The 23,185-nt window shown below is 56.4% G+C and carries 23 protein-coding genes and 1 pseudogene; all 24 read left to right on the top strand.

Going from position 1 to position 23,185, the window contains the following annotated elements:
• Positions 1-25: 25 nt before the first annotated feature.
• A complete protein-coding gene (locus O987_RS14250; protein ID WP_003055078.1) occupies positions 26-997 on the top strand; it encodes a copper resistance protein B in 972 nt (323 codons plus the stop codon).
• Between the two features lie 111 nt (positions 998-1,108).
• The gene (copC, locus tag O987_RS28105; RefSeq protein ID WP_019042272.1) at positions 1,109-1,495 is read left to right on the top strand and encodes a copper homeostasis periplasmic binding protein CopC; all 387 of its coding nucleotides are present in this window, start codon (positions 1,109-1,111) and stop codon (positions 1,493-1,495) included.
• Between the two features lie 4 nt (positions 1,496-1,499).
• Entirely contained in the window at positions 1,500-2,426 is a 927-nt protein-coding gene (gene copD / locus O987_RS14245; protein ID WP_019042273.1) for a copper homeostasis membrane protein CopD, read from the top strand.
• Positions 2,427-2,777: 351 nt separating this feature from the next.
• A complete protein-coding gene (locus tag O987_RS14240; protein WP_019042274.1) occupies positions 2,778-5,243 on the top strand; it encodes a heavy metal translocating P-type ATPase in 2,466 nt (821 codons plus the stop codon).
• Between the two features lie 123 nt (positions 5,244-5,366).
• On the top strand, positions 5,367-5,690 hold the full coding sequence (locus tag O987_RS14235; RefSeq protein ID WP_029158336.1) for an ArsR/SmtB family transcription factor: 324 nt from the start codon (positions 5,367-5,369) through the stop codon (positions 5,688-5,690).
• A 46-nt stretch (positions 5,691-5,736) separates the two neighbouring features.
• Positions 5,737-6,243 carry an arsenate reductase ArsC gene (locus tag O987_RS14230; RefSeq protein ID WP_043372988.1) on the top strand — a complete coding sequence of 169 codons (507 nt, stop codon included), beginning with the start codon at positions 5,737-5,739 and terminating at the stop codon, positions 6,241-6,243.
• 121 nt (positions 6,244-6,364) lie between these two features.
• A complete protein-coding gene (locus O987_RS14225) occupies positions 6,365-7,654 on the top strand; it encodes an arsenic transporter (protein WP_019042277.1) in 1,290 nt (429 codons plus the stop codon).
• 25 nt (positions 7,655-7,679) lie between these two features.
• The gene (gene arsC, locus O987_RS14220; RefSeq protein ID WP_019042278.1) at positions 7,680-8,111 is read left to right on the top strand and encodes an arsenate reductase (glutaredoxin); all 432 of its coding nucleotides are present in this window, start codon (positions 7,680-7,682) and stop codon (positions 8,109-8,111) included.
• Positions 8,098-8,815: pseudogene (gene arsH / locus O987_RS14215) on the top strand (arsenical resistance protein ArsH). Before arsC ends, arsH begins: the two are co-directional and overlap by 14 nt.
• Positions 8,816-8,824: 9 nt before the next feature.
• Complete coding sequence (locus O987_RS14210) at positions 8,825-10,009, top strand: MFS transporter (protein ID WP_043372985.1); 1,185 nt, start codon at positions 8,825-8,827, stop codon at positions 10,007-10,009.
• Positions 10,010-10,028: 19 nt separating this feature from the next.
• Positions 10,029-11,078 (top strand): ArsO family NAD(P)H-dependent flavin-containing monooxygenase, encoded by a 1,050-nt coding sequence (locus O987_RS14205; RefSeq protein WP_019042281.1) that lies wholly within the window; start codon positions 10,029-10,031, stop codon positions 11,076-11,078.
• A gap of 86 nt (positions 11,079-11,164) precedes the next feature.
• Positions 11,165-11,515, top strand: coding sequence for an ArsR/SmtB family transcription factor (locus O987_RS14200; RefSeq protein WP_034359702.1), 351 nt, complete (start codon positions 11,165-11,167; stop codon positions 11,513-11,515).
• Between the two features lie 33 nt (positions 11,516-11,548).
• Entirely contained in the window at positions 11,549-12,613 is a 1,065-nt protein-coding gene (locus tag O987_RS14195) for an NAD(P)-binding domain-containing protein (protein WP_197565159.1), read from the top strand.
• A 537-nt stretch (positions 12,614-13,150) separates the two neighbouring features.
• Positions 13,151-13,882: a DUF3577 domain-containing protein gene (locus O987_RS28100; RefSeq protein WP_080731525.1), complete on the top strand. Its 732-nt coding sequence runs from the start codon at positions 13,151-13,153 to the stop codon at positions 13,880-13,882.
• A gap of 383 nt (positions 13,883-14,265) precedes the next feature.
• Positions 14,266-14,940, top strand: coding sequence for a DUF3275 family protein (locus O987_RS14180; protein ID WP_019042162.1), 675 nt, complete (start codon positions 14,266-14,268; stop codon positions 14,938-14,940).
• A 453-nt stretch (positions 14,941-15,393) separates the two neighbouring features.
• The gene (locus O987_RS14175; protein ID WP_003054979.1) at positions 15,394-15,678 is read left to right on the top strand and encodes a hypothetical protein; all 285 of its coding nucleotides are present in this window, start codon (positions 15,394-15,396) and stop codon (positions 15,676-15,678) included.
• A 214-nt stretch (positions 15,679-15,892) separates the two neighbouring features.
• Positions 15,893-16,126, top strand: a complete 234-nt coding sequence (locus tag O987_RS14170) for a hypothetical protein (protein ID WP_019042161.1) — start codon at positions 15,893-15,895, stop codon at positions 16,124-16,126.
• A gap of 101 nt (positions 16,127-16,227) precedes the next feature.
• A complete protein-coding gene (locus O987_RS14165; RefSeq protein ID WP_019042160.1) occupies positions 16,228-16,788 on the top strand; it encodes a hypothetical protein in 561 nt (186 codons plus the stop codon).
• A 77-nt stretch (positions 16,789-16,865) separates the two neighbouring features.
• Positions 16,866-17,993: a DUF6094 domain-containing protein gene (locus tag O987_RS14160; RefSeq protein ID WP_019042159.1), complete on the top strand. Its 1,128-nt coding sequence runs from the start codon at positions 16,866-16,868 to the stop codon at positions 17,991-17,993.
• Positions 17,994-18,838: 845 nt separating this feature from the next.
• Complete coding sequence (locus O987_RS14150; protein WP_230629851.1) at positions 18,839-19,135, top strand: hypothetical protein; 297 nt, start codon at positions 18,839-18,841, stop codon at positions 19,133-19,135.
• Between the two features lie 223 nt (positions 19,136-19,358).
• Positions 19,359-19,706 carry a hypothetical protein gene (locus tag O987_RS14145; RefSeq protein WP_029158312.1) on the top strand — a complete coding sequence of 116 codons (348 nt, stop codon included), beginning with the start codon at positions 19,359-19,361 and terminating at the stop codon, positions 19,704-19,706.
• The gene (locus O987_RS14140; protein WP_019042155.1) at positions 19,699-19,950 is read left to right on the top strand and encodes a hypothetical protein; all 252 of its coding nucleotides are present in this window, start codon (positions 19,699-19,701) and stop codon (positions 19,948-19,950) included. The genes O987_RS14145 and O987_RS14140 overlap by 8 nt, the downstream gene beginning before the upstream one ends.
• Positions 19,951-20,091: 141 nt before the next feature.
• Positions 20,092-20,607: a hypothetical protein gene (locus O987_RS14135; RefSeq protein WP_231879660.1), complete on the top strand. Its 516-nt coding sequence runs from the start codon at positions 20,092-20,094 to the stop codon at positions 20,605-20,607.
• Between the two features lie 101 nt (positions 20,608-20,708).
• A complete protein-coding gene (locus tag O987_RS14130) occupies positions 20,709-23,102 on the top strand; it encodes a DEAD/DEAH box helicase (protein ID WP_034398723.1) in 2,394 nt (797 codons plus the stop codon).
• Positions 23,103-23,185: the final 83 nt, after the last annotated feature.

The raw sequence follows: 23,185 nt of genomic DNA, 5'->3' as shown, positions 1-23,185 counted from the left end.
ACAAACCTCACAAGGAAGATCAAAAATGTCCAAAGCACTCCCTATTCGTGCATTGTCCACTGCGCTCCTCGCTCTGGTGAGTATTGCGGCCCAGGCGCAAAGCGACCATTCATCGCATGGCCAAGCGAATATGCAAATGGAAGCACCGGCAAGCCCTGCCACAACTGCAGCTGATCCACATGCAGGTCATGGTGCTATGACTGGCAGCGCTGCAAGCGGCCCTGCGATGGATCACGGCAGCATGCAGATGCAAGGGGGATCCGCACCTCCAGATGCTCGCGACCCACATGGGTATTCCAATGGGTTGACCTTGGGATCGGGCGATTACGCGGTGCCTGGCGTCCCGCGCTTGATGCTTGCGGACGAGCATACCTTTGCCTCGCTGCGTGGTGAGACCCTGGAACGCCGTTTTTCACGCAGAGGTGATGATTCAACGGCCTATGACTTGCAAGCATGGTACGGGACCTCATACAACAAAGCTGTCTTGAAGGCAGAAGGTGACGTCGCCAAAGGAAAGCTCGAAGAGTCTCGCACCGAACTGCTATGGAGCCGTGCTGCCACAACCTATTGGGATACACAGCTTGGTCTGCGCTTAGACAACGGCGTGGGACCTAGCCGTCAATGGCTGGCATTTGGTGTACAGGGCCTAGCCCCTTACTGGTTCGAGCTGGAGGCCACAGCCTATGTTGGCAGTGGCGGCAGAACTGCGCTTCGCCTAAATGCAAGCTACGAACTATTGCTGACTCAGCGCCTGATCCTTGAGCCTAGAGCTGAAATGCAGTTTTACGGCAAGGATGATCCAGAGCGCCACATCGGCAAGGGCCTAGCCGAAGCATCTGCGGGCTTGCGACTGCGCTACGAGTTCAGCCGTCAGTTCGCTCCATATATCGGCGTCGAACGTGCGGGCAGTTTCGGGCGAACCGCAGATCTCGTTCGTGCAGACGGCGGCCGTGCTCAACAAACACGATGGGTGGCCGGTGTCCGCTTCTGGTTCTAGCCAGACCAATGTGCACTTCCTCGCTGGCGCGTTCTTGAGGGCGCGCCAACTCCATAGACCCAGATTCGCAATCGATTTTCAAACCACCATCACACTTAGATAGGAGTCCTCATGAACCGCTCAACCCTGGTCGCTAAGTTCATCGCGCCAATTGCCGCAACACTGTTCGCTTCCGCAGCATTTGCACATCCTTCGTTAGTTTCCTCCTCTCCTGCGGATAAGTCGCAGGTTGCTGCACCTGCAACGATTGAGCTGAAGTTCTCGGAAACGCTGGTTCCTCAGTTCTCGGCTGCGAACTTGATCATGACGGGCATGCCCGGGATGCCGAACCACGGTGCAATGAAGGTCAGCGCAAGCGTCTCTGGCGCTAGCGATGGCAAAACCATGGTCATTACTCCTGCGCAAGCACTTCAACCCGGTGCCTATCGCGTGGATTGGCGTGCCGTGTCTTCGGACACACACCCGATCAATGGCAATGTCACATTTCAGGTGAAGTAACCAAATGGCCGAGGATTGGTTCACCATCGTTTTGCGCCTCGCGCTTTATCTGGACATGGCTGCAGCTTTTGGCGTCGCCGTGTTCGGCGTCTATGCCCTTGGCCATGACGAGCGATCCTTGGCAATTGCGCGTCGCTATCGCGTTTGCGTTGGTGTATGTGCAGTAATCGGGATTGGACTGTCAGTGATTGGCATGACAGTCCTTGCCAAGGCCATGTCCGGTGCGCAAACTTACTCCGAGTTGTCAACGCATATCTTCGAGATGCTCATCACCGGCACTCACATGGGCCTTGCTTGGTGCATTCGTATTCTTGCGCTAGCGCTTTGCATCTTGATTGCCCTAGTGAAGTTCAATCCAACGTTTCGCTTCGTTGCCATGTCCGTATCTAGCGGTGTAGCGCTGGCGACACTGGCCTGGGCTGGTCATGGAGCGATGGACGACGGAATGCGTGGATACATCCACCTTGCTTCAGACATCTCCCACCTCTGGGCAGCAGGTGCATGGGTCGGCGCGTTGCTTGCTTTTTTGATCTTAGCCACAAGTAGGGCAAATGCGACACAGGACACTGTCGCCATATTGAGCCGCACATCAAACGGCTTTGCCCATGTCGGAACGCTGATCGTTTTCGTTCTTGCGGCCAGTGGTGTAGTCAACTATGTATTGATCGCAGGGCCTTCGCTTGATCCGCTTGTTTCGACACTCTATGGTCAGTTGCTGCTAGGCAAGCTAGTGCTGGTTCTCGGAATGCTTGCTTTGGCAGCTGCAAATCGGTTCCGGCTTAGTCCAAGTCTGGAGGCATCATTGGGCTCAGGGAATCGCGCGCAAGCAGTCGCTAAGCTACGCCAGAGCCTGTTCATGGAGACAACACTTGCAGTTCTGGTTTTGGCGAGTGTGGCTTGGCTAGGGATTCTTTCCCCAAAAGGAATTTGATCCTCCGAGATCAACCACCGACAGCAGAAGCGGAGCTGCTCTAAGCAGACGTAGACACTGATAGGAAGGGTAAAACGCTTCCGTCGATTCATGCTTGGATGGCGTCCGCGTCATGTAGTCAGACAAAGGCCATCTCAACAAAGAACTATTTCTTAAATTGAGATGGCCACAAGCAGCGAACTCTGATTGCGCTATCTCAGAATAGGTGGATAGAGTTGTTTTTCGAGCAGATTCTGGCTTGACATTCACATGGTGTAAGGGCCAAGAATCGATCCAACATCGTGAAGGGCCATCGGCATGCATCATCATCAGCATCGATCTTCTTCAGAGTCAGTTGAGTTGGAAAACACCATGACTGAGGCTGAGCCTTTGAAGGATCCTGTTTGCGGCATGACTGTCTCTCTACAGTCGCCTCATCAGATAGTTCACGAGGGACGGACCTATCGCTTCTGTAGTGCCGATTGCCAGCAAAAATTTGCTCATGCCCCTGCGCAATTCATATCGAGTAGCGGGCAGGCGGATCACGCAGTAGAGGGCTCAGTCTATGTATGCCCAATGCATCCTGAAGTCCATCAAGATCATCCGGGGCGTTGTCCTAAATGCCAAATGCATTTAGTGCCTGAGGCCCAGTTGCTCAGCTCGCACGAACATGCTCATGTGGCTGCAAGTCATTCAGATCAGAAATCGTTTGATGACTCGGGCGTGGTTCCCGCCGGAGCGATCTATACCTGCCCGATGCATCCGGAGGTCCGGCAAGATCATCCCGGAAACTGCCCTAAATGCGGAATGACTCTGGAGCCACTGATCCCGGTTGGAGAAGAGGACAACAGCGAGTTGCAAGACTTTCAACGGCGATTCTGGTGGACGCTACCACTCACCCTGATTGTTACCACTCTGGCCATGTTCGGACACAAGTTCGGCTGGTTCACTATGCAGACCCAAACATGGGTCGAGTTGACTCTTTCCCTGCCCGTGGTGCTATGGACGGGCTGGCCCTTTTTTGTTCGAGGCTGGCAGTCAATCATCCACCGCAGTCCGAACATGTGGACGTTGATCAGCTTGGGATCGGGAGCCGCCTTTGTCTACAGCCTCGTAGCGACGCTGGCACCTGGTGTGTTTCCCGACTCGTTCGTATCCATGGGCCGTGTAGCTGTTTATTTCGAGGCAGCGGTGGTCATCATTTCTTTGACCATGTTGGGGCAGATCATTGAGCTGAAGGCTCGCTCTCAGACCTCGGCCGCTATCAAATCATTGCTTAGCCTAGCTCCTAAGACGGCAAGGCGTATCAATGCAGATGGCAGTGAGGAAGATGTTCCCCTCAGCCACGTGCATGTCGGAGACCTGCTGCGCGTACGTCCAGGCGAGAAAGTACCCGTGGATGGCATTGTCACGGAAGGTCAAAGCGCCGTTGATGAATCGATGCTCACGGGCGAGCCAATACCTGTGACAAAGCGCGTTGACGACAAACTGATCGGCGCCACACTCAATACGAGTGGAGCTCTGGTCATGAGGTCAGAAAAGGTGGGCACTGCCACCATGCTCTCCCAGATAGTTCAGATGGTTGCATCGGCCCAACGGTCTAAGGCACCGATGCAGCGAATGGCCGACGTAGTGGCTGGAAAGTTCGTTCTGGTTGTCGTGCTAGTTGCTGTAGTGACCTTCTTCGTCTGGGGAATTTTTGGCCCAGAGCCCAGTTGGGTGTTTGGGTTGATCAATGCCGTCGCGGTACTCATCATCGCCTGCCCATGTGCGCTAGGTTTGGCCACACCCATGTCAGTAATGGTGGCCACAGGGCGCGCTGCAGAGCAAGGCGTTTTGTTCCGTGACGCGGGCGCCATAGAAAAAATGCGTGAAGTGGATACGCTCATCGTAGATAAAACGGGCACCCTTACAGAAGGTCGGCCTGCGTTCGATAAAGCGATTCCTACTGCAGATTTCACCGCTGACGAAGTTTTGAGGCTTGCCGCTAGCTTGGATCAGGGTAGCGAGCATCCGCTTGCGGATGCCATCGTCCGAGCTGCACGTGAACAAGGCTTGCAACTCGCTAAACCAGTGGACTTCGATTCCGCCAGCGGTATTGGTGTACGTGGAACCGTTGAGGGGCGGCGCTTGGCATTAGGCAACACCACATTGATGGCTCAAGAAGGCGTTTCTGTATCTTCCTTGCAAGCGGACGGAGAACGCCTGCGAGGAGAGGGCGCAAGCATCATGCATTTAGCGGCTGATGGGAAGTTCGCGGGCATTCTGGCGGTAACAGACCCTATCAAAGCTAGCACTCTGGATGCCATCCAAACGCTTCATGCAAGCGGCTTGCGAATTGTCATGGCGACCGGAGATGGCTTGACTACAGCTAGGGCTGTCGGTGCCAAGCTTGGTATTGATGAAGTACATGGCGAAGTGAAGCCCGCTGACAAGCTTGCTCTCGTGGAGCGATTGCAAAGTGAAGGCCATGTGATTGCCATGGCTGGTGACGGTATCAACGATGCGCCGGCCTTGGCAAAAGCTGATGTAGGTGTAGCCATGGGAACAGGGACCGACGTAGCAATGAACAGCGGTCAGATCACGCTGGTCAAGGGTGATTTGCGTGGCATTGCCCAGTCGCGTGAAATCTCAACTGACACAGTGCGCAACATGCGGCAGAACTTACTATTTGCCTTTATATACAACGGAATTGGTGTGCCGATTGCTGCGGGAGTTCTGTACCCGTTCACTGGGTGGCTTCTTTCGCCAATGATCGCAGCGTTAGCAATGAGCTTAAGTTCAGCATCTGTGATCTTCAACGCGCTGCGGTTGAGTAAGTCGAATCGCCTCAACTGAATTAGCGGCCAGTGTCTACGAAATCACTGATTCGGCCCCTTTCGCCATAAGCTGCATTTATGGAGGGGTCGACTTTGCTCATAGCTCTATACATCAATTCAATAATTGATGTATTATCAACTCATGCAAGAAGCAAAAGTCATTCGCTCACTCTCCGCTCTGGCCCATGAGGCCCGATTGCGCGTATTTCGCGCCCTTGTTGTGGCTGGACCTGAAGGCCTGACACCTAGTGCCTTAGCTGAGCGGCTCGGCATCGCGCCGAACGCGCTGTCCTTTCATTTGAAAGAGCTGTTTCATGCCGACCTGGTCACCCAGGAGCGGCAGGGCCGAAACGTGCTCTATCGCGCGGCCTTTCCCGTGATGAACGATCTGTTGGCATATCTCACCGAGAACTGCTGCCAGGGCGCGGTTTGTACCGATGACGCCGTTGCGTCGTGCGAGTGCTAAGCGTCGCTGCAACCTTTTCCCATCCCTAAGTCCCGCTGCTAAAACCATGTCTGACAACAAAGCTCCCCTGAACGTCCTGTTCCTGTGCACCCACAATTCGGCACGCAGCATCTTGGCTGAGGCCTTGCTCAACGATATGGGCCAAGGCCGTTTTAAAGCCTATTCGGCGGGCAGCAGCCCCTGCGAGAATCAGCAACCCAATCCGCTTGGGCTGCAGGTGCTGCAAAAGGCCGGTGTCTCGGTCGAGGGCTTGCGCAGCAAGAGCTGGGACGAATTTGCTGTGCCTGGTGCGCCGCATATGGATCTGATCATCACCGTATGCGACAACGCGGCTGGTGAAGTGTGTCCGTTTTGGCCTGGTCATCCCGCCACAGCGCATTGGGGCTACCCGGACCCCTCGGAAGGCGAGGCCTCTGACGAAGCAAAGCTGGAAGCCTTCCGGCAGACGATGCACATGATTCGTCGTCGCCTGGAGCTATTGGTGAACCTGCCAGCGCAAAAGCTGGAGCAGGCAGTACTCCAGTCCACGGCGCGTGAACTCTCTTCGCACTAAATCCCGTTACTGCAATTGCGATCCAGATCCAGAGTCTGGATTGCAGCACCAGGCTTCACTGACGCCCGCACGCGGTGGGCGACTGATGCCGACTTATAGCTTTTTCTAGGACCTATACGTCATGTTGACGGCCATCCTGATTTTCATTTTCACCTTGACGCTGGTCATCTGGCAGCCGCGCGGCCTTGGCATTGGCTGGAGCGCCTCTATTGGGGCAGGTATCGCACTGTTGCTGGGAGTCGTGCACTTAGCTGATATTCCAGTGGTCTGGCATATCGTCTGGAATGCCACGGCTACCTTTGTCGCCGTCATCATCATCAGCCTTCTGCTCGATGAGGCCGGTTTCTTCGAGTGGGCTGCATTGCACTTTGCCCGCTGGGGTGGCGGCAGCGGAGTCAAACTGTTTGCCTTCATCGTGCTGCTGGGTGCTGCCGTTTCGGCCCTGTTCGCCAATGACGGAGCCGCCTTGATTCTCACGCCCATCGTGATGGCCATGCTGGTGGCACTGGGCTTCTCTACGGCGGCAACGCTAGCGTTCGTAATGGCCGCCGGGTTTATTGCCGACACTGCGAGCTTGCCGCTGATCGTCTCCAATCTGGTGAATATTGTCTCCGCCGATTTTTTCAAGATCGGCTTCAATGACTACGCATCGGTGATGGTTCCCGTCAATATTGCCTCGGTCCTGGCGAGCTTGGGTGTATTGCTGCTGTTTTTCCGACGCGATATTCCTGCCACTTACGACGTGGCCCAGCTCAAGTCGCCATCGGCTGCAATCAAGGATCTGGCCACCTTCCAGGCTGGCTGGGTCGTGTTGGTCTTGCTGCTGGTCGGCTTCTTCGCGCTGGAGCCCCTGGGCGTCCCTGTCAGCGCCGTGGCCGCCGTGGGGGCTGCGATCTTGCTGGCGGTGGCTGCGCGTGGTCATGTCATCAGCACCAGGAAAGTACTTCATGGTGCTCCGTGGCAGATCGTGGTGTTCTCGCTGGGGATGTATCTGGTGGTCTATGGGCTGCGCAACGCGGGCCTTACGGATTACATCGCCATGTTGCTGAACCAGTTTGCAGCCGGTGGCGTGTGGACCGCTTCACTGGGCACAGGCGTGCTGTCTGCGGTGCTGTCTTCCATCATGAACAACATGCCCACGGTCCTGATCGGAGCCTTGTCCATCGATGCATCCACGGCCACAGGGGCAGTCAAGGAAGCCATGGTGTACGCCAATGTGATTGGCTGCGATCTGGGTCCCAAGATCACGCCGATTGGCAGCCTGGCCACGCTCCTTTGGCTGCATGTGCTCGCCAAGAAAGGCACAACGATTGGCTGGGGCTACTACTTCAAAGTCGGTGCGGTGCTGACCATGCCCGTGCTGCTCATTACCCTCGCAGCGCTGGCTTTGCGGCTCAGCGTGGCGTCATGAACCTTTGCAACGGGAATCTAGCGCTATGAGCGACATCACGATCTACCACAACCCTGCTTGCGGTACCTCCCGCAATGTTCTGGCCCTGATCCGCAACAGCGGGGAAGAGCCCAAGGTCATTGAGTACCTCAAGACACCCCCTGATCGCGCCACCCTGGTGGGCCTGATCCAAGCCATGGGCATGCCCGTGCGCGATGTGTTGCGCCAAAAAGGTACGCCGTATGACGAGCTGGGCCTGGGCGAGCCCAAATGGACGGATGAGCAATTGATTGATTTCATGCTCCAGCACCCCATCCTGATCAATCGTCCGATAGTGGTCACCCCTCTGGGAACCCGCCTGTGCCGTCCCTCGGAGGCCGTGCTGGACATCCTGCCGCAGCCTCAACAGGCCGCATTCTCCAAAGAAGACGGGGAAGCCGTCATTGACTCGAAAGGAAATCGAATTGGCAAGCTCTGATCTACCGAACCTCGACGAACAAGTTTTTGAAAAGCCCAGCCTGGAAGGCCTGTTGCCCGCACAGCGTGCTGAGCACGCGCCGCGCATTCTGCTTCTGTATGGCTCGGTTCGTGACCGCTCCTATAGCCGACTGTTGACCGAAGAGGCGGCGCGCCTGCTGCGCAAGATGGGTGCCGAGACCAGGATCTTCGATCCGCGTGGCCTGCCGCAGCCCGATGGTGCCCCTGACGATCACCCGAAGGTCAAGGAACTGCGTGAGCTGGCTGTATGGTCCGAGGGTATGGTCTGGACGTCTCCTGAGCGTCATGGTGCGATGACCAGCATCCTCAAGGCGCAGATAGACTGGATTCCTTTGTCCGCTGGTGCCGTGCGACCGACGCAAGGCAAGACACTGGCGGTGATGCAAGTCTCGGGGGGGCTCGCAGTCCTTCAATGCGGTCAACCAGATGCGTGTGCTGGGTCGCTGGATGCGCATGATCACCATCCCGAATCAGTCGTCCGTTGCCAAGGCATTCGCGGAGTTCGATGAGGCTGGCCGGATGAAGCCCTCTTCGTATTACGAACGGGTGGTGGACGTGATGGAAGAGCTGGTCAAGTTCACGCTGTTGACGCGAGACTGTTCGGACTACCTGGTGGATCGCTACAGCGAGCGCCGTGAAAGCGCTGAAGAACTGTCTAAACGGGTCAATCAACGCAGCATTTAAACAATACAGATGGCACTGAACCGCACGCAAGTCACAGTCATGCTCGGGATTGCCCAGACCCTGTCCTGGGCCTCGTCGTACTACTTGCTTGCGGTGCTGGCCACGCCAATCAGTCAGTCGACAAGCACCTCGTACTCTCTGGTGTTCGGCGCGTTCTCGGCAGCCTTGCTTGTGGCTGCAGCGGTAGGACCCATCGCGGGCCGGTTGATTGATCGCTTTGGCGGAAGGTCGGTGCTTCTCGCCAGCAATCTGGTTTTTGCCTGTGGCTTGCTGATGTTGAGCAAGGCCACGCAGACACTGCATATCTTCGTGGCGTGGGCGTTCATGGGCGTGGCAATGGGTAGCGGCCTCTACGAAGCCGCGTTTGCCAGTGTGGTGCACCTGTATGGTCAGGATGCACGCCCAGCCATTACCGGAATCACGCTTTTTGCTGGCTTTGCCAGCACCGTAGGCTGGCCGCTTTCCAGCTATCTGGAAGGCCTGTACGACTGGCGCGTCGTATGCATGTTCTGGGCCGCCTTGCACCTGCTGCTGGGCCTTCCACTCAATGCCTTGTTGTCGCGTGCCAAGCCCACCCCGAGGGAAGTGATCGAAGAGCAAAAGCCGCTTGGAGCTGTGTCCCAGGGCGGAAACAACGTGGGCATCAGTCTTAAGCGCACGGCCTATCTGATGGCCTACGTTTTCGCGGCATCCTGGTTCATCAGCACTGCCATGGCTTCCCACCTGCCTCAGATTCTTCAGGCCAGCGGTGCAACTTTGGCTGCTTCGATTGCTGCTGCTGCATTGGTCGGGCCTGCCCAGGTGGCGGGTAGGGTGTTGGAGTACAGCTTTCTCAAGAAGGCACACCCACTGCTTTCTGCTCGCTTGGCCATCCTTGCCCATCCGCTGGCCGCTGTCTGTCTGGGCCTTGCCGGTGCACCTGCAGCCAGCATTTTTGCCATCCTGCATGGTCTGGGTAACGGCATCTTGACGATTGCCATAGGCACGCTGCCACTCAAGGTGTTTGGCTCTCAAGGATATGGCCAGCGTCAAGGCTGGCTCATGGTGCCTGCACGCATCGTGCAAGCCGGGTCACCGTTTCTTTTCGGACTGGCTGTCGCAAACTGGGGCAGCCAGGCTCTGTGGCTGTCTTCTCTGCTGGCGATCAGTGCATTTGCGGCTCTGTGGTCCATGCGTGTGAGTCCACAGCAATAAAGGCAAAAGGAGGTCAACAATGTCATTTCACGATGTGATCATCGTCGGAGCTGGTCAAGCAGGCCTATCGGTGGCGTACTTCCTGCGTCGCTCCAATCTGTCGGTGCTGCTGCTGGATGCCGAGGAAGCCGGAGGCGGGGCCTGGCAGCATGGATGGGACTCGCTGAGGCTTTTTTCTCCCGCTTCCTGGAGTTCCATCGCGGGATGGCCAATGTCTGCTTCGGGTGAGCAATATCCAAGTCGTGACCATGTGGTTGACTATCTTCGCAAGTACGAAGCACGCTACGAACTCAAGATCGAGAGGCCGGTATGCGTCACAGGCATTGAACCTACTGAGCAAGGCTTCCAGGTCAATGCCGGAGTGAGAAGCTGGCATTCGCGTGCCGTTGTATTTGCCACGGGAACATGGCGAAATCCATTTGTCCCCAACGTTGAGGGTTTGATGTCCTTCAAGGGGCAACAGTTGCACTCAGCTCAGTACGCATCTCCTGAGCCGTTCACAGGCAAGAGGGTGATGGTGGTCGGCGGAGGAAACTCCGGCGCACAGATCCTGGCGGAGGTCTCGCTTGTTGCGCAGTCCACGACCTGGGTCACGCTGGAGCCTCCAGCCTTTTTACCGGACGAGGTCGATGGGCGCGTACTCTTCGAGAGGGCCACTGCGCGCTGGCAGGCCCTGCAGGAGGGTAAAGATCCAGAGAACCTGCCAGGTGGCTTTGGCGATATCGTGATGGTTCCCCCTGTCCTTGAAGCACGCCAGCGCGGCGTGCTGCATTCTGTCGGCTCATTTGAGAAGCTCACGGCGGACGGGGCTCAATGGGGCGACGGAAGTACCAAGCCCTTCGACGCGATCATCTGGTGTACCGGCTTCAGGCCTGCGTTGCAGCCTCTGGAGACTCTTGGCGTTGTCAACGAATCCAGAGTCGCGGTAGACGGCACCCAGGTGCGTGGCGTCTCAGGTTTATGGCTGGTGGGCTACGGAGAGTGGACCGGGCCGGCGTCGGCCACGCTCATTGGTGTCATGCGTACAGCACGTAGCACCGCCGAGGAAGTTGAGCAGTACCTCTCGTAGAGGGTTGTTTGTCCATGCTCTCTGGGGACATACTCGGGTGGGGGCAACCTTTACATGTGCAAACCTATACACATATGATTGCCACTATGTCCTCCGTAGTTTCAATTCGTACTCAGGCGATTGAGGCCGCAATTGCCTCGCTAGACAGCAACTTTTTTCGTGCGTTGTGTGAACCTGCACGAGTCGCTGTGCTCAAGCGTGTCATGCAATTGGGCAGAGCGGATGTGACCGCGATTGCAGCTGACCTTCCTCAAGAGCGATCCGTTGTGTCTCGCCACCTGCAAGTCTTGCTGGATGCACGGATCGTGCGAGCCACCAAAGTTGGTCGCCAAATGTTCTATGAGGTGGATGGTCCAGCCATCATTGCGCGCCTAGAAGGCATTCTTAAACATACTCAAGGCATAGCGGCACACTGCTGTCCCGCCACCTCACTGTAGACCGTGTCCATTTTTTTTCAATGAAATGTGTATATGTGCGCACAAATGAACAGTTTGAGTAAGAGGCACGATGTAATCGTCGTTGGTGGAGGCCAAGCAGGACTGGCCTGCGGCTGGCACGTGAAGCAGCGGGGCTTGGACTTCACAATACTGGACGAGCAGGATAAACCTGGGGGGAACTGGCGCCACTACTACGACAGTCTCACACTGTTTTCCCCTGCTTCGTACTCGTCTCTTCCTGGAATGCCTTTTCCTGGGGCACCCTCAGCGTACCCTCGACGCGACGAAGTAGTGAAGTACTTGGAGCAATACAGCAAGCATTTCGAACTGCCTGTGCAGCCGAACATTCGCATCGTGCGTGTGTACCGGGACAGCGGTGGATTTCGACTTCTCTCGGAAAATGGAACGGAGTTTTCTTCGAGAGCAATTGTTGTGGCGACTGGGGCATTTAGTCGCCCCTTCATTCCCAACATTGCCGGTCTCCACAACTTTGAGGGAACGAAGATTCACAGTTCGTCCTATCGAAATGTGAAGCCTTTTCTAGGGCAGAGGGTGGTAGTCGTTGGAGCCGCAAACTCTGCACTACAAATCGCCTACGAACTTGCGCAAGTAGCCAAAGTAACACTGGCCACACGCGAAAGCGTTCGGTTCTTTCCACAACGGATTTTGGGAGTCGACTTTCATTCTTGGCTCAAATGGACGGGCCTAGAAAGAACACGCTGGCTCAATGATCAAAGTACACCGGTGCTCGATGACGGCACTTACCGAAATGCACTTAAGTCTGGTCTGTTTGCTCACACATCTATGTTTGAGCGAGTAACGTCCAGCGGCGTAGTCTGGCCAGGTGGAGCAGAAGATCAAATTGACGGCATCATCTTCGCAACAGGTTTTCGTCCAAATCTCAAACCGTTTGAGCCACTGGACATCCTGGATTCACAGCAAGGCGTCAAGCAACATCAAGGGGTTTCTACTTCGAACCCAGGCATCTTCTTCGTGGGCTTGCCGAAGCAGCGAAACTTCGCTTCAGCAACGCTCCGCGGTGTTGGTCCTGATTCTGAGCAAATCATGGACTCCCTACACAAGTATCTCAATATCTAAGGCACCATCGGGCTCTACCAAACACCGACCCTATGTAGAGTCGTCCCAGCAATGCTCAAAGAGCGATCATCACTTGTACGTCTAGGTGCCAAGTTCTCCAACGACATGTGAATGGCTGTGGCCGGTGGTTCGCCGCCAACTTATGAGCAATGTGCAATCGACTAAAAATGTGAATCCTCAGTTGAGCGTCCGCTTTTCATACGTATGAACGACCGCTGCGGGTCGATTGCTGCCGGTGGTCAGTACAAGCAGGCCGGTCATCACGTCTCGGAATGATGGTCAATTAAGGCCAGCGCCCGCAAACTCGCCGCGCCAACTGTCAACACTGTTTGACGGGCAGAAATCTACCGTTTATTCTCCTGCACGTGAACGCCCTTGGGCACACATAGACGACTGAGCTTTTGAGAGTCGTCAACCGATCCCCCAAGGATCGGTCAAAGCATTACCTCGCAACCCGGATGGGGATCATCGCCCCATCCAGACCTTGCGGTCAGGTGTGGCTGTGCTCCGTCCAAACATTGGAAATTTGGAGTCATCATGCAGCAACAACAAGCACCTGCTCAACGTGAGTTTTTCAACCTGCACGCTAACGGCATTGGGTATTTGCACCGTGTTCGTTGGGTAACGCCCGCTGGTCGTGGTCGTAAGGCTGAACCGTTTCTCGCTTGCGCCATCAGTGCGCTGCGTGGGGCAACGGATTCTCCCGACTACACATACTTCGATCTGCGCGTGTCCTCTGCCGAGGCCATTGACCTGATCGATAGTCTGCAAAAGGAAGTTGATGAGCGCCGCAAGGTGCTGATCTCTTTCCGTATTGCTGACCTCTACGCTCACTCTTACGAGCGAGATGCGCGAGATCAAGGCGGACGCCCCACCGGGCAGAAGGAACTGGCCGGTCTCATCAAGGGCCGTCTTATTCTGGTTAACTCCGTTAAGGTCGACGGTCAGCTCGTGTATCAACGTGCCGAGTCGAATGCGGATGCTGCTCAGTCGGGCAGTCAACCGCATGGCGATGAGGCGTTTCACGATGAACGTGCTGGCAACTCTGAACAGGGTGGCCAAAATGAGCAAGCGCATGGACCTGCAGCGCAGGAACGTGCACCGGCTCAAGCTCCACGTCAGCAACCTCAGTATCGTGCTCCTGTTCCGCAGGGCCGTACACCTTCGGCGCCTGCGCGCCAGCCAGCTCGCTCAGGCGGGTACGGCATTACGCCTGGCCATCAAAGGCAAGGCGGATATGCTGATCGACGCGAACATGATTACGCGTAATCAGCAGTAGCCACCCACCCCTGAATTGCGAAAGCAATTCAGGGCGTGATTTGTGGCCCGAATACCCTGGAATTGCGCTATGCTCTCAGCCTTTCCAAGTGTTTGCCGGTATCACTCAAACCGGATGCTAGGCAACTAGCGAAGCAGGTGAGCCTCTGAAACTTGCGCGCCCTACGGGCCGAGGCACTTATAGACCGTACACACTTCACTCGTTGACGCACACCTCGAACCGGTGTGTTCTGTCTCATTCCCAAAGGATCGGAAGTCCTTTGGCAATTCCAAACAGCACTCCACAGGCATATGCGTGTGGAGTGTTTTTCTTTCACCCACGCGGGCCTGGCCCCGCGTTGGACTGGTGCTCCGCAATCTGATGGAGCAAAAGCTTGATAAAGCTCGAAAACGTGACGTTGCGTGTCAAACAAATTCGAGGGGGCCGCTACGGCGATTTCTGCGTCGGGGAGCTATTCCACGAGTGCTGCGAACTCAAGGTCAAGGATTCACTCCTGGATCAGTTTGAAGAAGGCGAGTATCACGGTACTGTGTGGATCAGCCGAATCTTCCTGCATCAGTACATTGCGTTTGGAAAAGCCGTCACTGAGATGAGAGCAACGCTGCATGACATGCAGCTCGATAGCGCCTCTGACGCTCCTGTCGAGACCGAATTGGCCGAGCCCGACCCACTGCTTGAATCGCCATCCCTGACGTCTCAAACGCCTGTGTGGTCCGCTCCGCTGCCCGCGCCGAGTACCGAGTCGAAGACCGAGGGGTCCACGCGGTTGGGCGAACAGATGCGAGAGCGCATTGAGAGAATAAAGCGTAACCCTGGGCAACCAACCCAAGCAATTGCACAAGCGTCCTCAGTCGAAGATGTAGGTCAGGTCGATACGCCCGATCTTCCTGAAGTGCTCCGAGAATACTGGGATCAGATCCGCGGTCTTCAACCAGTGAAGCTCGATCCCACTGTCGATCGCTCGATGTTGCGAGAGCAGACCAAGGCCATCGGCCAACTGGGCTCCTATAAATTTGTGTTCCAAGATCAAACTTGGCATCCAAAGTAAAGCCCATCGCCCGCATCAGCGGGCTGATCCATATGCGTGAACGCGCGTATATGGATCAGCCTACTGCCTGGTAGCCAGGCAGCGGGAAGGTGGAAATAGGGTGGCTGCGACCTGATGCGCAGCGGCTTTGCGATAGTGCGTGTCCGGTGAAAGCCAAGCCGGCCTCGTGACCGCGCCGTTCCTTGGCTGTCTGAGCCCGTTGTGACAGCCGGCCAGCCTATAGGCGGCCTGGGTACTGTAATCTGGCAATGCCGGGAGCCCGATGGGTTCCCAGAGTGTCTGCAGCAATTGCGGATCTTCTGGGAAACCATCTGACCATCAATATGGTTTCGCGCACTTTGAGCCCTTGAAAAGTGCTGGCAGCAATGCCCTGGGCATCATTTTTCTATAACCCTCGCGGGCACAACTGTCCGCAAGGGCCGGCGTGCCCGCTCCTTATCGGGAGGAGTCTCCATGGGCACACCTTCCAGCCTTAAGCTCATTGCCTGGTCTGAGGACCAGCGCATGCAAATGCATGACGCCTATCGCAAGTTCGTGGCGATGTGTACCGAGCAGGACTACGAAGCACTGATGCGACTGCGCGAGCAGGTTGCACCAGGGCAGGTTTGTTCGATCGTGACGCTGATCAGTTCGTGCTATCAAAAGCCGGAGCTGCTTGACGGCATGCCGTCGAGCTTGGTTCAACTATTGAAAGAGCGGAATTTGCCGCCGCCGTCTGCTGACGCATCCTCTTTCTAAGAATAGGTAGCGCATCACGCGCATCCATTTCCTCGAAAAGATGCACTAGGTCCAGAGGCTCCTCATGACGAGGAGTCCCTGTTATTACTCTCAACTGGGGACGCTTTTCAGTCATCTGGAAAGTGTCTCACGTTTTCAACCTCTCTCAACCCCGGATGGGCCGTGTCCCATTCGGGCGCGCTCGTCCTTTTCCCCCATCAACAGGAGAAAAGACATGACGCAAATCGTTCAATCGCAAGCAACTACTGGTGTGACTTTCGGCGTTCTCGCTGCTCAATGTGGCGAGGTTCTGCCGATGCAGGTTCTGCGTAGTGGAGGCGGCTTCTACCTCGGTACTTGTACCGAGCGTGGCCCGTTCACTCGTGAATCTCTGGAGACTTGGAATACCCAAGCCAAGGCTGAAAAGGCCTGGGCGAAGGGTCACTGGTCCCAGAAGGACCACCTTTAAACCCGTGCCAGTCCCTGAGAAATCAGGGCTGGCATTTTCTTTCCCTATGGGGCTTTGGCCCCTATGGGCTGGAGTTCCCTGAGCCTAGTTTGGAGGACTCTATGTCCATTAGTGCAAATGAAGCTGCGTTCAAAGAGCTTCTCCTGTGGACTCAGAATGAGCCCGCGCATCGCTATGAGATCTACGACACGCGTATGGAGGTCACCTACCGGCTCTATATCGCGAAGGACGCTATTGCGAAGGCAACTGAGTTGAGCTCGACAGCCTTCCAGTGTCGTCTCATGGACCGCACCGTGGAGCAGATCCGGTATGTCAATGGCATATGGATGCATGAAGGCGGCAGCATGCTGTCGACCGTGCAGAGGCTGTTCGATCATGAGGCGCTCTTTCATATCATGCGTCGCCTAGAGATGCGTGCTGAGATTGACGAGCTGCAGTCGCCAGACGTAGAAGAAGTGATGGCGCTTGCCGATACCGTGGCATTTCGCCGCATTCAAGACTTACCCGCTCAGCAGTCTGCAGCGTCCGTCATCGCGGTGCATGCACGCTCTAACCCTCTCTACCGAGAAGCCTTGAAGCGCGCGTTGCCGCGCCTCGACATTTACGGAAAGGTTCAAGAGCTTACCGGCGTTGGCCTTGATCCAGACGAGATCCCGTTCTAAGCGGTACTGAAGTACCACCTCTTTAACCAAGCCAGCTCTCCACAAGGAGACTGGCTTTTCCATTTCTGGAGCCGCCCATGGCCTTAATGTTCTCGCGCCTGGCGCACAACTATGTCAAAAACGGCTACTACCCCACGGACGAGGAATCCATACGCCGGATCTCAAACCTGCTGCAGATGCCCGAGAAGGGGGGCATACGCATGTTTGACCCTTGCTGCGGCGAGGGCAGCGCGCTCGCCGATTTACGGCAGCTACTGACCGTCGATCGAGGGCGAATCGGCGGTGCCGAGGCCTTCGGCATCGAGCTCGACCGTGACAGAGCGCGTCATGCAAAGGGAATCCTCGACCGTGTGATTCATTCGGACGTGCACGATGTCGTGCTCAAGCCGAGAAGCATGGGCCTGCTGTTTCTAAATCCGCCTTATGGCTTCGGCGTAGCCGATCAATCAGCCCAGCGCTCGCTGTTAGCGGAGGCTGATAAGGCCGAGCGCCTGGAGCGAACCTTTCTTCGCAAAACTGTGCCATATCTCGCCTACGGCGGAGTGCTTGTCTACATCATTCCGCACTACGCGCTCGACGACGAAATACGCAGCTACCTGGTGCGCAACTTTGAGGATCTGCGGATCTTCATGGCGCCAGTGCAGCAGTTTCGACAATGCATAGTGATTGGCAAGCGCTGCCGGGCAACCCATGCCACCAAGGCGGCCCTGCAGCCACTGACTGAGGCCCAAGCCTCGGAAGAGGGCGCCCCTGTCATTCCAGACTCCTGGGAGTTGGAGCCATATGTCATTCCTGCGCTGCAGGTCGATCAGGAGTTCGACTTCCACGCTGTGCAGATCGATGCCGAGCAGCTCGGCGACGAGCTGGACAAGTATGAATCGAGTCTGCTTTGGAGCGGGCTTTCATCGCAGTTCAGCCAGGTCGGCGGCGCTTGTCGACCGCCGTTGCGCGATCTGACGCCATGGCACCTTGCGCTTGCCCTTGCGGCTGGCCAGGTGGTCGGAATGATCCACGGCGCCGGCGGCAGAACTCTCCTGATAAAGGGGGATACCTACAAACGCAAGGAGCGCAAGGTGTCCGTTGACTTTGACGAGAAAGGTCAAGCATCGCAGACCACGGTGATGCTGGACCGGTTCGTCCCCGTCATCAATGCCATCGAGTTCACCCCCGACCACCGGCTGGGTCGGATCGTCGCCATCGCATAGCTTTTCTTTAACCACTGCTGGCCTCGGCCGGCGAACCGCAACCCCCTGGGGACACTTTCCCAGGGAAGGTTGTCCTCGTTCATTCACTTGATTGGAGATGACCTTGAGAAATGCTGTGAAGCCAGCACAACCATCGCAGCGCTATGACACACCGCTGTTTCGACCGGGCCGATGCGTAGCAACGCTGGGCCTAGACAACCTAATTTGCCAGGGGACCATCAATCCCCACGAGCTCCTGCAGCGGCACATCTGTGGCGATCCAGGCGAGCTGGCCAACACGAAGTTGGTCATGTTTGCGCGTGACTTGGAAGCGGCGCGTGGCCAGCGACTATCTGCATTTCTTGTCAACAGCGAGTATGTATGGGTCGTGACAAGTGCTGACTGGTCGGTGACAAAGCTGATGCTTTCATGCGAATGGAGCGCTGAAGCACGCGCAGCGTAGTTCCTTACTGGAAGCACGCTGTAAATCTAACCACCCTTGGGGGCACTAGCCTCTAGGGCCGGTGGTCCCCGATTTTTTTAACGAGGACCATCATGCAAAAACAACCACCTACTACGGCGGCAGCTCCACTTTTTCAGTTGGGCCGCTGTGTGGCCACAGTTGGAGCCGACGATCTACTTCGTCGTCTCGCCCTCAATCCGTACGACTTGCTCTCTAGGCATGTGCGCGGGGATTGGGGGGACTTAGACGAGTCAGATAAGTCATTGAATCGACGGGCGCTTTTAGACAGAAGCCGTCTCATGTCTTCCTACTCGGTAGGCGATAAGAAGGTATGGGTCATAACCGACGCAGATTGGGCGGTCACGACCATTTTGCTGCCCTCGGAATATTGATGGCGAGCTCGATGAATACCTTCCAGCTGCTTGAACACATCCTCAGCCTCCATCTGCAGGGGCTGACGACGCAGGACGAGCTCATGCTCGAAGCGCTTGCAGAGTTGCCCTCCAAGATCCCCCACATCCTGGATGCGCTCAACAAGGCATGTGATGCATCAGCCAGTCTTGAGAACGTCATGCTTCATCTCGGGGAGCGCATGACGGAATCGGACCGGACGTTTCGCAACCTGGTTGCCCTCGATCTGTCACTGGCGCTTGGCCTGCTTGCTTCCAGCAGCAAGCCATGCATCAGTGATGGATTCTGATAGGACCCATTAAACCCACGAGAACCGGCTACAGCCGGTTTTCCCCAGCCTACCCATAGAGGTGAGCTGCGGAAAACCGTTTGACCTGTCAGAAACGGTTTTAAGGCGCGCTGAGCCATGAAGGCGCACCAGGTCGAGAGACCTTGGCATTTCTTCAACCACCCTTGCGGGCCTGTCCCGCAGGGGAGGGGCTCGCTCTATCCACTTGAACCAGGAGCGATCCATGAATACATCTTTTTCTAACAACATCCGTGATGGCCACCGTGGGAACACCGAGATTGATCTCGGCGACCGGCGCGTGCTCACCGTCTCAACACGTAAGTTGAATAGCTCCCTCGTCACATCGGCCTCTGTGTCATTGGTGGAGGGAGGTTTCAAGCGCTTTGTCATGGGCTTTGGCGGCGATGGCGATTTCAGCAAGACGCTCGTGGCTTCAAAGCCTAAGCGTGTGACTGAGAAGGTTGTCCGCGAACAGCATACGCAGGCGCTGACCCAGATCGAGGACCTCAAACTGCAGGTCGAGATGCACTACGACGCCTTGGAGAAACGCAAGGCGGCTGCCCATGCATGAGCTGGAGGAAGCAGCGCGGGATGTCGTTGACTCCTGGGAGTCGGGCGACCTTGCCGGTGCTGTCACGCAGCTCGGCAGGCTTCTCAACAACCAGGATCTGAATCGCGCTGAGTGCGCCGATGCAATCGCCCGTGCCAGGGAGATCCACGCCAATGACCAATGCGTCATCGATCCCTTGCCGCTGGTAGCGCCGGCGGAAGACGGTACCTACGTCGCCGCCTGGCTCTGGATACCGAATCCATAGTCTTTCATCCACCCACACGGGGCACGCCCCTTGTGGGCTGCTCCATAAAAGGAGCATTTCATGCAAAGAGCGCTTCACCGTATAGAGGGTTTCGCGGATCTATGGGCCGACGCTTGCCTGCGGAACGATGAGGGCGAGCTCATGTTTCTCTCGTTCTATGGGCGCGATGCTTCTGCCATGCAGTTCATCGCGGCTATGGAGCTGGGCAGGACTGAGCACGGAATCACGGATTTCACGTTGGTGAGCCCTGAAGGAACGCGTAACCATGTCCAGGTTGGATCTGCGGAGCGCCTGGGAAAGTTCACCGGCCGTCTACCGCGTCAGAACCTCTTTGGATCTTTGAACCATCTGTTCGTCTACGACAAACGCTTACAGGAGATCGACAAGCCCAACCGCATTGGCTGGGTGGTGTCCAATGTCGACGCCGGCATCGAGGAGAAGGTGTGGGCTCTGGTGAAAACCTTGGCTCCCATTGCGCTGCTCGATCACTGGCAAGGACCCTTGATTGCCTGGTGTCGAGAGAAGGGCGCTGTCCACGAGCTCGGGGGTGGCCTCTATCCGCGCATCGGAAATCTTCACGCGCTGCGTGTAAGTATTTCTGATCACTTCATTCGGCATGTAAGTGAGGGCGTTCGCAACCGCGTTCTCCTTCCTTAACTCCATCAAGGCCTCGCCAGAGGCCTTTCTCACCTTCATTCATCTAACCGTTGGGCGCGCACTCCTTTGTGGGGTGTGTGCTCATTTTTTTGGAGCAAACAATGAACGATTTGGCAATTGCTGAGCCCGCTGTGGCAGAGGCATCCACTACTGCGGCCGAGGCCGCCCCGGTGGTACAGGAAGTCGCTGATGAACTTGGCACGATCGAAGGCGCAGATTTTCTGGCCGAAGTGATTGATGAAACCCTGCCCCTTGGAGATTTCATACGCGAGTTTGGCCAAGGGCTGCTCGATCAGGTCCGGTCACAGAACCCGCCTGTCTATCTACCGCAGCGCGATCAACTGTCCGAGGTCTGGCTGGCCCGCCAGCAGATCCTCGACAATTTGAAGCGCAAGCCATTCAAAGAGCAATCCGAAGCGGTTCAGGCCATCGTAAAGCTCCTGGCTGATCGAGGCGAGCCAGCTGCGGTCTTGAACGCGGAGATGGGCACGGGCAAGACCATGATGGCCATCTGCGTGTCTGTGCTGCTTCAGCAGCTGCAGCGACGCAATCCTCGCACTCTTGTGATCTCACCGCCGCACCTTGTCTACAAGTGGCGGCGCGAGATTCTTGACACGGTACCCGGCGCTCGGGTCTGGATCTTGAATGGCCCGGACACGCTGCGCAAGCTGCTGCAGATGCGTGCCCGCTTGGGCATCACAACGAGCCAGCCGGAGTTCTTCGTGCTGGGCCGTGTGCGGATGCGTATGGGGTTTCATTGGCGTCCGTCCTTTATCGAGCGCACCATCCTCGTTGGTGGCCAGCGTTTCGTGGCTGCATGCTGCCCTTGCTGCATGCGGCCGCTCGAATCGAAGGGCGATGACGACGAGACCTTGCCCATGTCCGTACCCTTGGCCAAGCAGGTCCTCAGTGACCGCCGGCGAAAGTGCGAACACTGCAACTCGACGCTGTGGATGCTGATTCGCAATGGGCGGCCCATCGACTCTATGTCCGACCTGGTGCTCAACGCACTTCAGCAGATGCCAACCATCGGCCCGGTTTCTGCGAAGCGGCTGCTCAGCAAGTTTGGAGAGAAAACACTGGCTGCGATGCTGGAGGACAACGTCTACGAGTTCTTGAACTTGATGGACGAGAACGGGGAGCTGGTATTCAGCGACAAGCAGGCGAAGCGCATGGAGCGAAGCCTGGCCACGTTCGAGTTTTCAATCGGGCAGGGCGGCTATCAGCCCACGGAGTTCATCAAGCGCTATCTGCCGACCAACTACTTTGGTTTGCTGGTGGTCGATGAAGGACACGAGTACAAAAACGAGGGCTCGGCCCAGGGGCAGGCAATGGGCGTGTTGGCCAGCCAGTGCGAAAAGGTGCTTCTGCTGACGGGCACACTCATGGGCGGCTATGCGGATGATCTTTTTCACCTGCTCTGGCGCGTCAATCCCAGGGTGTTGATCGAGGACGGCTTCAAGCCATCCAAGACCGGCTCCATGGCTGCTGCGACCATGGGCTTCATGCGCGTGCATGGAGTGCTCAAGGACATCTACAAAGAGACCTCAACTACTTCCCACCGCACGGCCAAGGGTAAAGGCGTGACTGTTCGCACAAGCAAGGCTCCAGGGTTCGGCCCCGTGGGTATCTTGCGTTACGTGCTTCCCATTACGGTATTCCTAAAGCTGCGGGACATTGGGCAGAAGGTGCTGCCGGCGTATGACGAGTCCTTTGTTGACGTGCAAATGGGCGATGACCAAGCTGAGGCATACGCCGATATGTCGAGGAAACTGGTGCAGATCCTGAAGCAGGCCTTGGCCATGAAGGACAGCACGCTGTTGGGTGTGGTCATGAACGTGTTGCTTGCATGGCCAGAATGCTGCTTTCGTTCGGAAACGGTGAGGCATCCAAGAAGCAAGGAGCTGCTGCACATGCAGCCGGCTCTGTTCGATGATGTTGAATGCACTCCGAAAGAGGCCAAGCTCATTGAGCTCTGCATGGATGAGAAAGCCCTCGGCCGCAAGGTCCTGGTCTATTCAATCTATTCAGGCACCCGCGACACCACGGCCCGGTTGCGCATGCTGCTCGAAGCCAGGGGGTTCAAGGTAGCTGTGCTGCGTGCCAGCGTAGATGCGGCCAAGCGGGAAGACTGGGTAGCGGACCAGGTAGAGCGAGGCATCGATGTGCTCATCACCAATCCCGAGCTTGTGAAGACTGGCCTGGATTTGCTTGAGTTCCCAACGATCGCTTTCATGCAATCGGGATTCAACGTCTACACGATGCTTCAGGCTGCCAGGCGCTCCTGGCGCATTGGTCAGAAGCATGATGTTCGCGTGATCTTCCTTGGCTACGCCGGCACTTCACAAATGGAATGCCTGCGACTCATGGCCAAGAAAATCGCGGTATCGCAGTCCACCTCTGGCGATATGCCTGAGAGTGGACTGGACGTTCTCAACGACAACGAGGGCGAAAGCATTGAGATGGCTCTCGCGAGAGACCTTTTGACGATGTAGCCCATTTTGACCACAAGCTGTTTTCACAGCTTGTGGTCATTTTTTTTTATTTTCGAGGCACTTGACAGACATACAATTGTCAC

Source organism: Comamonas testosteroni TK102 (genome assembly GCF_000739375.1).
GTDB lineage: Bacteria > Pseudomonadota > Gammaproteobacteria > Burkholderiales > Burkholderiaceae_C > Comamonas > Comamonas brasiliensis.
Note: the sequence above shows the minus strand (reverse complement) of the source record. Positions and strands in the feature narration are given on the sequence as shown.